Annotated in this window: 15 protein-coding genes; 6 read left to right on the top strand and 9 right to left on the bottom strand. The window is 71.5% G+C overall.

What is annotated here, in order from left to right:
- Nucleotides 1-21: 21 nt before the first annotated feature.
- From FLW16_RS24605 to FLW16_RS24595, 3 genes are all read right to left on the bottom strand, one after another.
- Nucleotides 22-690, bottom strand: a complete 669-nt coding sequence (locus FLW16_RS24605) for a dienelactone hydrolase family protein (protein WP_142562492.1) — start codon at nucleotides 688-690, stop codon at nucleotides 22-24.
- A gap of 238 nt (nucleotides 691-928) precedes the next feature.
- The gene (locus FLW16_RS24600; protein WP_142562491.1) at nucleotides 929-1384 is read right to left on the bottom strand and encodes a DUF6157 family protein; all 456 of its coding nucleotides are present in this window, start codon (nucleotides 1382-1384) and stop codon (nucleotides 929-931) included.
- Between the two features lie 30 nt (nucleotides 1385-1414).
- Entirely contained in the window at nucleotides 1415-3592 is a 2178-nt protein-coding gene (locus tag FLW16_RS24595) for a glycogen debranching N-terminal domain-containing protein (protein ID WP_142562490.1), read from the bottom strand.
- Nucleotides 3593-3746: 154 nt separating this feature from the next.
- Here FLW16_RS24595 and FLW16_RS24590 point away from each other — a divergent pair, with 154 nt between their 5' ends.
- Entirely contained in the window at nucleotides 3747-3947 is a 201-nt protein-coding gene (locus FLW16_RS24590) for a transposase (protein ID WP_142562489.1), read from the top strand.
- Between the two features lie 65 nt (nucleotides 3948-4012).
- Here the strand turns inward: FLW16_RS24590 and FLW16_RS24585 are convergent, their stop codons facing one another.
- Nucleotides 4013-4780 (bottom strand): hypothetical protein, encoded by a 768-nt coding sequence (locus tag FLW16_RS24585; RefSeq protein ID WP_142562488.1) that lies wholly within the window; start codon nucleotides 4778-4780, stop codon nucleotides 4013-4015.
- A 310-nt stretch (nucleotides 4781-5090) separates the two neighbouring features.
- Here FLW16_RS24585 and FLW16_RS24580 point away from each other — a divergent pair, with 310 nt between their 5' ends.
- Nucleotides 5091-5693 (top strand): bifunctional 2-polyprenyl-6-hydroxyphenol methylase/3-demethylubiquinol 3-O-methyltransferase UbiG, encoded by a 603-nt coding sequence (locus FLW16_RS24580; RefSeq protein WP_142562487.1) that lies wholly within the window; start codon nucleotides 5091-5093, stop codon nucleotides 5691-5693.
- 307 nt (nucleotides 5694-6000) lie between these two features.
- Here FLW16_RS24580 and FLW16_RS24575 read toward each other — a convergent pair whose 3' ends face one another.
- The 3 genes from FLW16_RS24575 to FLW16_RS24565 all read right to left on the bottom strand — a co-directional run bounded on the left by FLW16_RS24575 (nucleotide 6001) and on the right by FLW16_RS24565 (nucleotide 7980).
- Nucleotides 6001-6660, bottom strand: coding sequence for a fasciclin domain-containing protein (locus FLW16_RS24575; RefSeq protein ID WP_142562486.1), 660 nt, complete (start codon nucleotides 6658-6660; stop codon nucleotides 6001-6003).
- 258 nt (nucleotides 6661-6918) lie between these two features.
- A complete protein-coding gene (locus FLW16_RS24570) occupies nucleotides 6919-7545 on the bottom strand; it encodes a hypothetical protein (RefSeq protein WP_142562485.1) in 627 nt (208 codons plus the stop codon).
- 210 nt (nucleotides 7546-7755) lie between these two features.
- Nucleotides 7756-7980, bottom strand: coding sequence for a type II toxin-antitoxin system HicB family antitoxin (locus FLW16_RS24565; protein ID WP_142562484.1), 225 nt, complete (start codon nucleotides 7978-7980; stop codon nucleotides 7756-7758).
- 177 nt (nucleotides 7981-8157) lie between these two features.
- Between FLW16_RS24565 and FLW16_RS24560 the strand changes: the two genes are divergently transcribed.
- Nucleotides 8158-8385 (top strand): DUF2945 domain-containing protein, encoded by a 228-nt coding sequence (locus FLW16_RS24560; RefSeq protein WP_142562483.1) that lies wholly within the window; start codon nucleotides 8158-8160, stop codon nucleotides 8383-8385.
- 57 nt (nucleotides 8386-8442) lie between these two features.
- Here FLW16_RS24560 and FLW16_RS24555 read toward each other — a convergent pair whose 3' ends face one another.
- A complete protein-coding gene (locus tag FLW16_RS24555; protein WP_142562482.1) occupies nucleotides 8443-8622 on the bottom strand; it encodes a DUF4236 domain-containing protein in 180 nt (59 codons plus the stop codon).
- A gap of 238 nt (nucleotides 8623-8860) precedes the next feature.
- On the opposite strand from FLW16_RS24555, the gene FLW16_RS24550 reads away from it, so the two are divergent.
- Nucleotides 8861-9268 (top strand): four-helix bundle copper-binding protein, encoded by a 408-nt coding sequence (locus FLW16_RS24550; RefSeq protein WP_142562481.1) that lies wholly within the window; start codon nucleotides 8861-8863, stop codon nucleotides 9266-9268.
- A 131-nt stretch (nucleotides 9269-9399) separates the two neighbouring features.
- Nucleotides 9400-9903, top strand: coding sequence for a MarR family winged helix-turn-helix transcriptional regulator (locus tag FLW16_RS24545; RefSeq protein ID WP_142562480.1), 504 nt, complete (start codon nucleotides 9400-9402; stop codon nucleotides 9901-9903).
- 160 nt (nucleotides 9904-10063) lie between these two features.
- Here FLW16_RS24545 and FLW16_RS24540 read toward each other — a convergent pair whose 3' ends face one another.
- Nucleotides 10064-10657, bottom strand: a complete 594-nt coding sequence (locus tag FLW16_RS24540) for a hypothetical protein (protein WP_142562479.1) — start codon at nucleotides 10655-10657, stop codon at nucleotides 10064-10066.
- Nucleotides 10658-10969: 312 nt separating this feature from the next.
- Between FLW16_RS24540 and FLW16_RS24535 the strand changes: the two genes are divergently transcribed.
- Nucleotides 10970-12166 (top strand): cytochrome P450, encoded by a 1197-nt coding sequence (locus FLW16_RS24535; RefSeq protein WP_142562478.1) that lies wholly within the window; start codon nucleotides 10970-10972, stop codon nucleotides 12164-12166.
- Nucleotides 12167-12233: the final 67 nt, after the last annotated feature.

Raw genomic sequence — 12233 nt, 5'->3', positions numbered from 1 at the left:
GTCAGATCGTAGCGGGGCAGCTCAGGCGGAGGCCGCTCCACCCGCCAGGTGGTGCAGGAACCAGTCGCGGGCGAGCCGCGCGACCGTCTCCAGCGCGCCCGGCTCCTCGAACAGATGCGTGGCGTGGGGCACGATCTCCAGCCGGACCGGCGCGGTGATCGCCCGCATCGCCTCCCTGTTGAGGTCGAGGACGACGGAGTCGCGCTCCCCCACGATCAGCAGCGTCGGCTGGCGCACCGAGCGGAGCGCGCCCGCGGCGAGGTCGGGCCTGCCGCCCCTGGACACCACCGCGCCGACACCGCCGGGCCGCCTCGCCGCGGCGACGAGCGCGGCGGCGGCGCCCGTGCTCGCGCCGAACAGGCCGATGGGCAGACCGCCGACGACCTCGTCCTCGGGCAGCCGGTCGGCCAGCGCGCCCACCCGGTCGGCGAGCAGGCCGATGTCGAAGCGCAGGTGGCCGGTGACCGCGTCGACGCGCTCCTCCTCCACCGTGAGCAGGTCGGCCAGGACGGTGGCCAGCCCGGCCCGCTGCAGTTCCCTGGCGACGTACCGGTTACGCGGGCTGTGCCGGCCGCTGCCGCTGCCGTGGGCGAACAGCACCGCTCCCCTGGCCTCCCGGGGAACCGCCACGTCGGCGTCGAGCACGACGTCGCCGACCGGCATCCGCACGCTGAGTTCGACCTCGCTCATGGCGCCCGCCCCCCTCGGCCGCGCCCTGCTGAGCGGCGCTGGACAACCAGGACGGCACTGGACAACCAGGATGGCGCTGCACAACCGAGACGGCACTGGACAACCGGGAGGCGTACCCCCGGTCGGTCGAGGCAAACCGGGGACGGCGTGACCTCCGCGTGCGAAACGGGCGCGCCGGCAGTGGTGTCAGGAGCGGCGCGGGAATCGCGGCGTCAGGAGCGATCTGCGCACCGCGGCGTCAGGAGCGACGCGAGCGCATCGCCTTGAGCACCCGCACGCCGCCGTCCTCCCCGTCCTGCTCCCTGCGGGACGCGCCGTCCACCAGGCGCCGGTACTCCTCCGACTCCATGGGACACAGCGCGATGCGGCCGTCCCGGTCGAACAGCAGCCCCCAGCCGTACTTCTTGGGCAGGGGCGAGGCCCGCAGGCAGGCCTGGGAGCGGGAGAAGAACTCCTTCCTGAGCTCCGCGCGCCGCTCGGCGGGCAGATCCGCCGGCAGGTCCTGGCGGCGCAGCCAGGTCTCGAACAGCACGTCCTCCTGCGTCAGGCCGTACGGCGCGCCGGAGATCAGCTCGTACTGGAGGACGGCGACGGTGGGCTTGCCACCGCGGGCTCCGGGCACCTCCGCGGCGGTCACCGGGCAGTCGTCGGCGACCGCGATGAGCGTCGAGTAGTAGTTCAGGTCCTCGGCCATGTCTCCACTATGCCCCAGGAGATCGACGGCTCACCCCGCTCCGGGCGCGCCTCGGGAAGGCTTGCCGAAGGCGGCAGGCGGGCGAGCCTCAGGGATGAGGCGGACCTCCTCGGGCAGGCCGTTCACGTACACCTCGCCGCTGTCCTCCCTGGCCTCCAGATCGACCCGGGCGCCCGCGAGCGGGAAGCCGGAGATGCGCAGCTCCCCGAACCCCTTGGGCAACACCGGCGCGATCCACACCTTGCGGTGCGGAACCCACGGGTCGATGCGGAGCAGGAGCCGTAGGAGCTGGATCGGGGTGGCCGAGGCCCAGGCCTGCGGCGAGCACGAGGTCGGATACGGCAGCGGCGTGTGGAACTCCCCGCGGTCGAACCCGCAGAAGAGCTCGGGGAGCCGGTCGCCGAAGGCGCGGGCGGCGTCGAGGAGGCCGGTGGCGACGCGCTGGGCCCCCTCCACGAATCCGTAGCGCATGAGCCCGGACGCCACGAGCGCGCTGTCGTGCGGCCAGACGGACCCGTTGTGATAGCTCATCGGGTTGTAGGCGCCCATGTCGGAGGCGAGGGTGCGGACGCCGAAGCCGGTGAACATCCGGGGCGACAGCAGGTGGTCGGCCACGGCCGCGGCCTTGTCGCGGTCGACGATCCCCGACCACAGGCAGTGGCCCATGTTGGAGGCGAGGGCGTCGATCGGGCGGCCCTCGTGGTCGAGTCCGACGGCGAAGTAGCCGCGGTCGGGCAGCCAGAACCGTTCGTTGAACCGGGCGCGCAGCTCGGCGGCCCGTTCCCGGTAGCGCCGCTCGGTCTCGGTGTCGCCCGCCTCCTTGGCGAAGTAGTGGCGGGCGATGCAGGCGGCGTAGACGTATCCCTGCACCTCGGCCAGGGCGATGGGCGGCCGGGCGATCGTGCCGTCGGCGAAGTTGATGCCGTCGAAGGAGTCCTTCCAGCCCTGGTTGAGCAGGCCCTGGTCGGTCTTCCGCTGATACCACAGGAACCCGTCACGCATGCCGTACCGCTCGATCCACTCCAGCGCCGCGTCGGCGTGCGGGAGCAGCCGCTCCACCGCCCCCTGGTGCAGGCCCCAGCGGCGCAGCTCGCCGAGGAGGATGACGAACAGCGGGCTGGCGTCGACCGAGCCGTAGTAGGCGTGCCCGCCGGCCGACGTGTCGTCCTGCCGGGCGCCGTAACGCAGCTCGTGCATGATCTTCCCGGGCTCCTCCTCGGTCAACGGGTCGATCTTGGTGCCCTGCAGGGCGGCCAGCCGGTTCAGCGTGCCGTGCGCAAGCTCGGGGTCGAGCGGCAGGGCCATCCACGCGGTGAGCAGCGAGTCGCGGCCGAACAGCGTCATGAACCAGGGCGCCCCGGCCGCGACGGTGGGCGGCAGCTCGGGATGCTCGGGGTCGAACAGCCGCAGCGCGCCGAGGTCGTCGTGGGACTGGCGCAGGATTCCCGCCAGAGCGGTGTTGGTCGTCGTCACCTTGGGCAGGCGCTTGTCCCACTCGAACAGCTGTCCCGCCCGCCGGGCCAGCGTGGGCGACAGCCGCTTGTCCGAGTACCACGGCTCGGTCTCGACCCCGTCGATGATCGGGTTGGCCTGCACGCAGGCCCTCCACTCGCCGCGCGGCGGCACCACCACACGGAAGACGATCAGGCGCGGGTTGAGCATCGGCAGCACCGGGGTGCCGTCGGCCCTGGCGGCCACCCGCACCCCCCTGCCCTTGCTGACCGAGAACATCCGCAGCGACCGCTCCTCCGCCGCGGTCGTCACGTCGGCCACCCAGTGCACCCGGTGGGTCTTCACCTCGAACAGGTCGCAGACGTCGGAGCCGACGTGCAGGGTCACCATGCAGCCGGCCGGCTCGTGCGACAAGTTGCGGATGGTGAGGTCCTCCGACAGCCCGCCCCCGATGTACCGGTCGCGGACGACCAGCAGCGTGCTCTCCGCCTGCCCCGGCCGCGGCGCCGCCCGGCCGACGAAGGTCGCGTGGTACGGCTCGCCGGTGAGGACCTGGAGCTCCTCGATCGGGCCGTCGTCGACGCGAAGTTCCCAATGGGACAGCAGCCGGGTGTCGGCGTAGTAGATCCCCTGCGCGGATCCGGGAAGGATGTCGCCGTTGCGGGACGACACGCAGAACGATCCCCCGGCCACGAGCGTCATGGCGCCCCCGCCGATGGCGTTGGGCTGCCCCTCGAACGTCCACCCGCTCGTCATGCCGATCACCCCGGCCCGGTCCCTCGCTCCCGACGGTTGCCCTCATACCCGCAGGTCGAGCCGGTTTTCGCCAAGTTTGCAGTCTTATATCCGCATCAAGTGGTCCAGAGGTGCCTTTACCCGCCTATGACCCGCCGTTTCCTACTCTTTCGGCATGCGCAGGTGGGTGAGCTCGGAGGGGCACGAGGTGGACCCGGTGGTCATCGAGGGCCGCCCGCTGCTGCGCGTACGGCACCTGGGCTACCACATCGGCTACTGCGCCTCCGTCGCGGAGGTGGCGGCCTACGTCGATCTCGCCGACCTGGTGGAGGTCGTCGACCTGCGTCACGCCGCCAGGGCTCGCGGACAAGGATGAGGGGTGAGCCGGACCGGCTCACCCCTCCGTCGCGCCACCGCGTCGCCTCACCGCGGCGCGGGCGCTCAGTCCCAGCCCGGAATGTTCCAGAAGTCGTCGGCCGCCGCCTTGGGCTGCGCCTTGACCTGGGTCTTGGCCTTGGCCTTGGGCTTGGCCTTGGCGACGGCGGGCTTCGCCTTGCCGACCGCCGGCATGCCCCAGCCCTGGAGCGGCCGCGCCCAGGCGCCGGCGTCCTCGTCGTCGGTCCTCGCGCTCGACGGCTTGTGCGCGAAGTCGTTGCCGGACATCTTGGTGTACGTCGGCTGGTTGGACGTGGGGTGAAGGAAGACGTCCTGCGGCGCGCCCTGGCTGTTGTTCTTTCCGGTGGCGGGCATCGTGAACATGGAGCCCGGCCGCGATCCGTTCGCCTGGTTCCCGTTCATCGGACCGCCGGCGGGCCTGCCGCCGCCCACCACCGGGACGCCGGCGAGCGGGCTGCCTCCGGCGGGACCTCCGGCCGGCTGCGTGCCGGCCTGCCGGCTGTCGGCCGTGCCACCGCCGGGCGCCTGCCTGCCGGTCGTCGAGCCCTTGGGGCTCTGGCCCTTCGCCATCGGTCCGTTCGCCCGGTTCTCGGCCGCGTCGTCCGCCGGGAAGAACTGGTCGACCTTCGCACCCTTGTCCAGAATGTCCAGGGCCTTGGACGCGACGAAGTCGGGCTCCTCCGGGTGGTTCATCGCCATCGCGGCGATCTGCTTGCCGGGCGACATCGGCTCCTTGGCGGACAGCGGAGCCGGGTCCGCGGGAGCGGGGCCCGACAGGAGAGCCGCGGCGAGTACGGCTGTAGCTATAGGCATGAGTATTTCCCCCGAAATCTTGTGGACGGTACAAGAACGAAGGTAAGCGCACGATGCCGGGCCATCACGGACCCGATGCTCAGTGTCCGGTCAAATAAGAGGATCAGCCGCTTCAGGACATAGACCCCCAGGTCACCCCTGCTCCGCCGATTACAGGCACGACCGTGGCGCACGATAAGGGCCGGTACGGCATTGCACGCGGCGGGCGGTAGGTGACACGGCGCGGCGCTGAATGGTGATTCGTCCTCCTGCCGGAAGCGCACCGCGCAGGCTCACCGCGGTTTGCGGCGCTCGTGCGAGCATTTGTGGCATGCCGACCGATCTGCGCAGCCGATGGAATCACAACACGCATTACCATCACCTGGCTCTGCAGGCCGTGGCGCCCGGGGCGAAGACGGCTCTGGACGTTGGCACAGGCGATGGTCTGCTGGCGGCCGACCTACGCGAGCGGGTGCCGCAGGTGACTGCCATCGATCTGGATCCTGCGGTCCTCGACCGGGCTCGCGCGACAAGGGCGGACGTGGACTGGGTCGTGGGCGACGTGATGAGCACTCCGTTACCCGAGGGGCACTTCGACGTTGTCACGTCCATCGCGACCGTGCACCACCTGCCTGACTTGAGCGCGGGACTCGCAAGGCTGGTCTCGCTCGTAGCGCCAGGTGGAGCGCTCGTCGTGATCGGTTGCGCGAACAGCGGACATCCGCGCGACTACCTGATGGACGCCGTCGGCGTCGCCCAACACCAGGTGTTCTCGCGCACACGCGGCTACTGGCATCACACGGCGCCCGTGAAGATGGCCTTTCCCCACACTTACGCCCAGGTGAAGCAGATCGCCTCCACTGTCCTACCAGGGATGCGCTGGCGCCGGCTTCCACTTTTTCGCTACGCCGTCTTCTGGCGCAAGCCCGCCTGAAGAGCCGGTGCTCGACGTCGACGAACGCGCACGTCCGGGCGAACGTCACCGGTATGACCCCCGGCCGGGGCGCCCATTGGGGGCATGGTGGGCATCCTGCCGGGAAGGACCGGCCGCCCTCGGATGGATGCCCACCGGTGACCGCCCGGCTATGCGACCGGCGGGGCTTGAAGGCGGTTGCCGACGTGTGGGCACCGGGCTCGCCCACGCCGCCTGCGAGCCGCACGGCGGTTGCCGAGGTGGGAACGGCACGGGGGTGAGCCGCGAGCGGCTCACCCCCGTAAGGCTGTCGCAGGACGACGACCGGTCACCTCGGCATGAGGACCTTGTCGACCAGGTAGATGGTGGCGTTGCTCGTCGCGATGTTCCCGCAGGTCACAGTGGCGTCGTTGACCTTGAGGCTGGAGTCGGACCCCGAGACCGTGAGCTTGCGCCCCTCGAGGGAGCTCAGCTGGCCGTGCATGTCCGCCGGTGCCTTGCGTCCCTTGACCACGTGATAGGCCAGCAGTCCCCTGAGCGACTTGCGGTTCGACATCAGCTGGTCGAGCTGGTTCTTGGGAATCTTGTTGAACGCGTCGTTCGTGGGCGCGAACACCGTGATGTCCTGCGCGGAGTTGAGCGTCTCGGCCAGCCCGGCCTTCTTCACGATGCGCGCCAGCGTGGACAGCGACGGGATGTCGGAGAGCGCGGTGCCGACCGGCACCTTGGCCAGTTCGGCGGGGCTGCCCTTGCCCGAGGCCGGCAGCGACGAGCAGCCCGCCCCGACGGGCGACCCGGAGACCGACGGCGACGCGGACGCGGTGGGGCTCTCGCTCGCCTCGGCGCTGGGGGTCTCGCTGGTCATGTCCGTGGCGGTCTCGTTGGCCGCGACAGGAGCCGCGGGACTGCCGCCGCCCTGGCTGCCGCACGCCGCGGACATCGAAAGCGCCGCGGTCAGGGCGGCAAGGGCGAGCAGACGGGTATTCATGATCGTGTTTCCTTAGTCGTGGAAAGGTCGTTGCTGGGTGGCGGGTCGGGTGCGTGATGAGACACGGAGCGGACGCACCGATCGGTCCTGGGACCGGACGCGGCGCCCGGCGTGCCACCCGCACGACCGCCCGCGCCTTGCGACCCCTGCGGACGGCGACACCGGAAGAGCCCGCCACACCGGCTCAGGACCGGTGTGGCGGGCCGTTCAGACGGGCCGGTCACACGGGCCTCTTCCATCAGGCCGTATGTGGCGGGCTCACCAGCCGCGCGGCCGCTGGTGCTGGCGGGGCCGTGTGATCGTCTTCTGGCGCGCCGTCCTCGGCTGCGCCGTCTTCTGCTCCCCCCTCGGCAGCGGATAGGTCCTGGTCGACTGGACCCCCTGCATCGGACCGAAGGTGAACGGCTGCGGCGCCTGTCCGGGCTTGCCGGAAGCGAAGACGGGCTGGATGAAGACGTCGCGTGTCTTGGGATCGATCACCGGAACGTACTTGGTCCCGGTATCTCCCCCGGTTGCCCCGTCGTCCGCCCTGTCGTCCGCCGTCGCGGAGGGCCGTCCGGTGTCCGCCCCCGGGCTGGTGGACGTGCCGGAGGCTCCGGGCTCGCTCGCCCCGGCCCGCGATCGGGGAGCGGCGGCGCTGTCGTCGCGTCTGCCGTCCATCCCGCTGGGAGCCATCCATGGCGGCGCCTGGGGGAGGCTGAACGGAAACTCCCCGGCCTGGGGCGCCATGCCGGGCCGCGACGCGAATTGCGGCCGGCCCGCGGACGGCGGCGCGGCGTTGTTGTTGTCCGTGGTTGCCCTCGTCCCGGGCGGGGCCGGGTCCGGCGGCACGGCGGCCGGCCCGGAGAGCAGGGCGGCGGCCAGTACGGCTGTACAGAGAGGCATGAGACTCCCCCGAGGTCATCGATGGTACGAGCACGACGGTAAGCGCCGCACCGGGGAGTGATCACGCATCCGACGACCAATGTCCGGTCAAGCATGGCGATCGGGCGCTTCACCCGCAAAGATCCCATCGCGCCCGCAAGCGGCCCGGGTACGCCCCCGGAGAGGGCCGGCGCAGGACAACGGGGCCCACAGGTGAGGAGCGGGACGGGCTCAGTCCGGCAGCCTCACCTCGATCGGCACCACGATCGGCGGAGGCGAGGGCGGGTGCGGCAGGGGCCGGCGCTCGAAGTAGTGCTCCAGGGCATGCCGCAGCCGGTCGAGCGCCTCGTCGACCGTGTGCCCTTCGCAGGCCACCTCGACCTGGACACAGCGCGCGCAGTACAGGCCGCCGTCCTCGGGAGTGACGGTCGCGGTCAGCCGCACGGTCCGTCCCATGCTCCCACCGTGCGCGGCGGCGGACCGGGGTAATCCCGGCGGGCGGGCAACACTGCGGAGATCCCCACCCCGCCGGCTCCGGCCCGCAGGCGCTTCGCACCCGGATTTTGCCTGATAGGGAGGCATGCCGACGCGCTGCCGCGAGGACGGCGGGTTTCCCCGGGTAGGGCCGGGCGCATGGGCGAGAAGGACAAGAAGGAAGAGCCGTCGGTGGGCGACGAGGTCACCTGGAAGAGCCACGGCGGCGAGGCGGTCGGCAAGGTCGAGAAGAAGATCACCGAGCGGACGGAGGAGGCGGGCCGCACCGTGGCCGCCTCACCCGAGGACCCGCAGTTCCTCGTGCGCAGTGAGAAGAGCGGCGGGACTGCGGTGCACAAGCCGTCGGCCCTGCATCCGAAGGAGTAAGGACGGGTCCGCGGGCGCGCGCCTGGGGTCGCGCCCGCCGGGCCGTCTCCTGCCGCGCTAGTTGAGCGTCTTCTTCCAGTGGAAGCCGCCGGGCAGGTTCACGGTGAGGGTGCGGCGCCCGTCCGCCGTCTTGGTGACGCGGAAGGCGCGTCCGCCGAAGCTGTGCCCGACGCCGCCGCGCGAGAGGTTGAGCCTGAACGGTCCCATCTTGATCGATTTTCGGTAGCTCCAGCCCATGGTTCCTCCATGAATTTTCCGTGCCCTCGCGACTACCCGGGAAGACGATCAGCACACCGGCCGACCGGATCATCTCCGTTTATGACCGTGCCGCCGGGTATGGCCAGCAGGGAGCTTTCGGCCGCCAGGAGCGCGATCGGATCGCCGGCCAGGCGCCGGGGCTCACGGATCCGACGTCATCGGCGGGGTCTGCGCGTCCTCAGGGGGACGCCCGCCCGAGACCGGAAGGAGCGACGCCATGGGACACGCCGGAGTGATGCTGGAGACCTATCCCGCCGACCTCGGCGGCGTGGACAGGCAGGTGCTCGCGAAGTGCATCGAGGCCTGCTTCGACTGCGCGCAGACCTGTACGGCGTGCGCCGACGCCTGCCTGAGCGAGCACGCGGTGGCGGAACTCGTCCGCTGCATTCGCACCAATCTCGACTGCGCCGACATCTGCGCGACGACGGGCCGGGTGCTGTCACGGCACACGGGCTACGACGCGAACCTGACGCGCGCCCAGCTTGAGGCGTGCGCGCAAGCGTGCCGCAGTTGCGGCGACGAATGCGGCCTGCACGCCCACATGCACGAGCACTGCCGGGTCTGCGCCGAGGCGTGCCGCCGCTGCGCCCAAACCTGCAACGAGTTGCTGGCCGCGCTCGGCTGAGCACGTCCGGCCCCACGGCGTCCCCACGGCGTCCCCACGGCGTCCCCACGGCGCGGCCTCGCCCGCGCCCGCCTGCGCGATTGCCGGTGCGATGGCATGGCCGTGAGCGGGACCGTGTAAAAACGGTTCCTATGGCAAAGGAAGCGGACGAGGAGCCGACCGGCGACGACCTGGAGGCCGTCACCGCCGCGGTGCTCACCGCCTCGCGTGTGCTCGTCGCGATCTCAGCGCGGTCCCTCGCCGCCGCGGAGGACAAGGTCACCCTGCCGCAGTTCCGCATGTTGCTGGTGGTCGGACAGGGCGAGACCAAGCTGGTGACGCTGGCGGACAAGCTCGGCGTCAATCCGTCGACCGCCATGCGCATGGCGGGCCGCCTCGCCGTCGCCGGTCTGCTGAAGCGTGAGGTGAATCCGCAGAACCGGCGGGAGACCCTGCTGCGGCTGACCGACAACGGACGGCGGATCGTGGAGGAGGTCACCGCCCGGCGCAAGGAGGAGATCGCCGCGATCCTCACGCGGATGCCGGCGTCCCAGCGGCAGGCCCTCATCACCACCATGCGGGAGTTCAACGACGCGGCGGGCGAACCACCCGCCCGCATCGCCTTTCCGCTCGGCTGGCCCGGCCCGTCCTCCTGACCCCGCCTCACCCGGTTCCGCACCGCGCACACGTCGGCCGGGACGGCCGCCACGTCGACGGCCCTGCCGTGGCGGGCAGACGGGCCTCCGGCGCCGCGTCCGTGTGCGGAACCCGGGGGCCCGCGGGCGTTTTACGGGGTTCCAGCGGCTCGGCGCGCGGTCAGCAACCGGAGGCGGCGCATGCCCCGGGAATGAGCCCGGGGGCTCCGTCGGCGCCCGACGGCACCTCACCCCGGTCCTGGCCGCCACCGCCCTTCGAGGCGCCGCCCGTCTTGTCCGACGAGCCGGTCCCGGCCCGGCCCACGCTCTTCCCGCCGGAGGAGGAGCCGCCGCCCGAGGAGCCGGAGGCGGTGTCCGCGCCGCCCCCGCCGGGCGCCTGCGCTCCGCCGGAGCCGTCCCCGCCGGACCCGATCGCGCTCTGATCGCCTGAGCCCTGATCCGTCGCGTCCTGATCGGTCGCGCCCTCGTCCTCCGGGCCCTCCGCTGCGGCGCCTGCGTCGTCACCGGCGGACCCGCCGTCCTGGGCGGGGGCCGACTGCGCCGCGCCGCCCGCGGCGGGCGGATCGGCGGGGCCCGAGCCGCCGCGGAGCGCGAAGCCCGCTCCCCCTGCGGCCAGCACGGCCACCAGGGCCGCGGCGGCGATGACGACCGGCTTCCTGTTCTTGGTGGCGGGGGACGGCTCCTCCTGGCTGGAGAGGATCTCCTGCCGGAACCGATCATCCTGGCTCGTCTGTGACGGGACGCGCCCTTGCATGTGAGACAACTCCCAGCGGTCGTTTCGGGGGAAACCTCCACGGCTTCCGCGGGTGGCTGACCACCCTAACCCCACGAGTGACCAAATTTCACATAGACGGCTAAACAATCATGAATCTCCACGGGCGGCCCGACCTGCAGTCCCGCGACAAGTCCCCCGAGCATGCTCATTCTTGAGCAAACACGGAGTAAAGGCTCTCGGTAGCATCCCAGTGCCACTCCGGCTTCCCGCCCAGATCAGCGCGGGGGAGACCGAGACCCCGTCCGGCCGGTCACCCGTCAAGCTGAGCGCCGTACAGCGAAGGAAGAACCGATGACGGACGCCCGCCTTGCCTTTCCCGTGTCGGAACGGGCCTGCCCGTTCGATCCGCCGCGGGAGTACGCCAGGCTCCGGCTCGAACGGCCGGTCAGCCGGGTCGACCTGCCCAGCGGCCAGTGGGCGTGGCTGCTCACCCGGCACCAGGACGTGCGGGCAGTGCTCGACGACCCCCGGTTCAGCTCGGACATGAGCCGGCCCGGGTTTCCCAACCTCTACGCCAAGCCCGTGGAGCCCGTGCTCAAGGGCACGTTCATCCGCATGGACGGCGAGGAGCACGCCCACTACCGGCGCATGCTGACCGGGGAGTTCTCGGTCAAGCGTGTGGAGGCCATGCGCCCGGCCGTCGAGGCGGTCGTGGACGGCTGTCTCGACCGCATCGAGGCGTCCGGCTCCCCGGCCGAGCTGGTGCGCGATCTGGCGCTGCCGGTGCCCTCCCGGGTCATCTGCGGGATGCTCGGCGTCCCCCACGAGGACCACGCCACCTTCGGCGGGTACCTGCAGACGCTGTTCGACGCCAAGAGCGACCGTGAGCAGATCGGCGCCGCGAAGACCGGCCTCGCGGCCTACCTCGACCGGCTCGTGACCGACAAGGAGCGCGAGCCCGGCGACGACCTGATCAGCCGCCTCGTGACCGAGCAGGTCCTTCCTGGACGGCTGAGCAGGCAGGAGCTGATCACGATCTCCTGGATGCTGCTCGCCGCGGGGCACGAGACGACCGCCCACATGATCGGTCTGGGAGTGCTGACCCTCCTGGAACACCCGGATCAGCTCGCGGCGATCAAGGCCGACCCGAAGCTGATGGCGGGCGCCGTCGAGGAGCTGCTGCGGCACCAGACCGTCATGCAGCTCGGCATGACCCGGGTGGCCGTGGCGGACGCCGAGGTCGGCGGGCAACTCATCCGGGCCGGCGAGGGCGTCATCGCCCTCCTCGCGGTGGCCAACCGCGACGGTGAGGTCTTCCCCGACCCCGACAGGTTCGACATCCGCCGCGGTGCGCGCAACCACGTCGCCTTCGGGTACGGCCCGCACCAGTGCCTCGGGCACACGCTCGCCCGGCTGGAGCTGCAGGTCGCGTTCACCCGGCTGTTCGAGCGCTTCCCGGGCCTGCGCCTGGCCACCCCGGTCGAGCGGATCCCCTTCCGCTACGACGCGATCGTGTACGGCGTGCAGGAGCTCCCCGTCACCTGGTGACAGGGGCCGCGCGCCAGCAGGACGAGATGGGACGAGCCGGTCCCCGTAGGACGGGACGGCCGAGGAG

Origin of the sequence: Microbispora sp. KK1-11, from assembly GCF_006874435.1 — a bacterium.
GTDB classification, from domain to species: Bacteria; Actinomycetota; Actinomycetes; order Streptosporangiales; family Streptosporangiaceae; genus Microbispora; species Microbispora catharanthi.
This window is presented reverse-complemented; position numbering and strand designations above follow the sequence as displayed.

Excerpts from the sequence above, each read along its gene's own strand:
- FLW16_RS24605 (WP_142562492.1), bottom strand. The coding sequence starts at position 690 with ATGAGCGAGGTCGAACTCAGCGTGCGGATGCCGGTCGGCGACGTCGTG.
- FLW16_RS24600 (WP_142562491.1), bottom strand. The coding sequence starts at position 1,384 with ATGGCCGAGGACCTGAACTACTACTCGACGCTCATCGCGGTCGCCGAC.
- FLW16_RS24595 (WP_142562490.1), bottom strand. The coding sequence starts at position 3,592 with ATGACGAGCGGGTGGACGTTCGAGGGGCAGCCCAACGCCATCGGCGGG.
- FLW16_RS24590 (WP_142562489.1), top strand. The coding sequence starts at position 3,747 with ATGCGCAGGTGGGTGAGCTCGGAGGGGCACGAGGTGGACCCGGTGGTC.
- FLW16_RS24585 (WP_142562488.1), bottom strand. The coding sequence starts at position 4,780 with ATGCCTATAGCTACAGCCGTACTCGCCGCGGCTCTCCTGTCGGGCCCC.
- FLW16_RS24580 (WP_142562487.1), top strand. The coding sequence starts at position 5,091 with ATGCCGACCGATCTGCGCAGCCGATGGAATCACAACACGCATTACCAT.
- FLW16_RS24575 (WP_142562486.1), bottom strand. The coding sequence starts at position 6,660 with ATGAATACCCGTCTGCTCGCCCTTGCCGCCCTGACCGCGGCGCTTTCG.
- FLW16_RS24570 (WP_142562485.1), bottom strand. The coding sequence starts at position 7,545 with ATGCCTCTCTGTACAGCCGTACTGGCCGCCGCCCTGCTCTCCGGGCCG.
- FLW16_RS24565 (WP_142562484.1), bottom strand. The coding sequence starts at position 7,980 with ATGGGACGGACCGTGCGGCTGACCGCGACCGTCACTCCCGAGGACGGC.
- FLW16_RS24560 (WP_142562483.1), top strand. The coding sequence starts at position 8,158 with ATGGGCGAGAAGGACAAGAAGGAAGAGCCGTCGGTGGGCGACGAGGTC.
- FLW16_RS24555 (WP_142562482.1), bottom strand. The coding sequence starts at position 8,622 with ATGGGCTGGAGCTACCGAAAATCGATCAAGATGGGACCGTTCAGGCTC.
- FLW16_RS24550 (WP_142562481.1), top strand. The coding sequence starts at position 8,861 with ATGGGACACGCCGGAGTGATGCTGGAGACCTATCCCGCCGACCTCGGC.
- FLW16_RS24545 (WP_142562480.1), top strand. The coding sequence starts at position 9,400 with ATGGCAAAGGAAGCGGACGAGGAGCCGACCGGCGACGACCTGGAGGCC.
- FLW16_RS24540 (WP_142562479.1), bottom strand. The coding sequence starts at position 10,657 with ATGCAAGGGCGCGTCCCGTCACAGACGAGCCAGGATGATCGGTTCCGG.
- FLW16_RS24535 (WP_142562478.1), top strand. The coding sequence starts at position 10,970 with ATGACGGACGCCCGCCTTGCCTTTCCCGTGTCGGAACGGGCCTGCCCG.